The following is a 705-nucleotide window of genomic DNA, read 5'->3' as shown; positions in this document are numbered from 1 at the left end:
GCGGCATGGCTGCATCAGGCTTGCGCCCATTGTGCAATATTCCCCACTGCTGCCTCCCGTAGGAGTCTGGGCCGTGTCTCAGTCCCAGTGTGGCTGATCATCCTCTCAAACCAGCTAGGGATCGTCGCCTTGGTGAGCCATTACCTCACCAACTAGCTAATCCCACTTGGGCCAATCTAAAGGCGAGAGCCGAAGCCCCCTTTGGTCCGTAGACATTATGCGGTATTAGCAGTCGTTTCCAACTGTTGTCCCCCACCTCAAGGCATGTTCCCAAGCATTACTCACCCGTCCGCCGCTCGTCATCTTCTAGCAAGCTAGAAATGTTACCGCTCGACTTGCATGTGTTAGGCCTGCCGCCAGCGTTCAATCTGAGCCATGATCAAACTCTTCAATTAAAAAGTTTTATGTCTTTCGACAGCTCAATGAATTCTGAATTTATTTAATATCTTTCGATATTGAATTGACTGTGCCGAAGCAACTTATAAATAAGTTGCTTCTGTTGGTCACTCAGTTTCAATTGAGACTCTAAATTTTCTGCCTTGCTTAGCGAACTAAGCTCGGCTGTTAGAACTCAATCTGCACGAGTGCCCACACAGATGATTGCTTTATATTGTTAAAGAACGTTGCGGTTAAAGTTAAACTTTATCTCGCTAGGGCTGCGCATATTACGCTTTCCTATTTTTTTGTCAACACTTAATTTTAAAC

Annotated in this window: 1 rRNA gene; it reads right to left on the bottom strand. The window is 46.0% G+C overall.

Annotated elements, in window-relative coordinates:
* Nucleotides 1–395: ribosomal RNA gene (locus tag H5183_RS21440) — 16S ribosomal RNA — on the bottom strand; the annotation flags it as partial.
* Nucleotides 396–705: the final 310 nt, after the last annotated feature.

The sequence above is a fragment of the Pseudoalteromonas sp. SR44-8 genome (assembly GCF_014163635.1).
Lineage (GTDB): Bacteria > Pseudomonadota > Gammaproteobacteria > Enterobacterales > Alteromonadaceae > Pseudoalteromonas > Pseudoalteromonas rhizosphaerae.
This window is presented reverse-complemented; position numbering and strand designations above follow the sequence as displayed.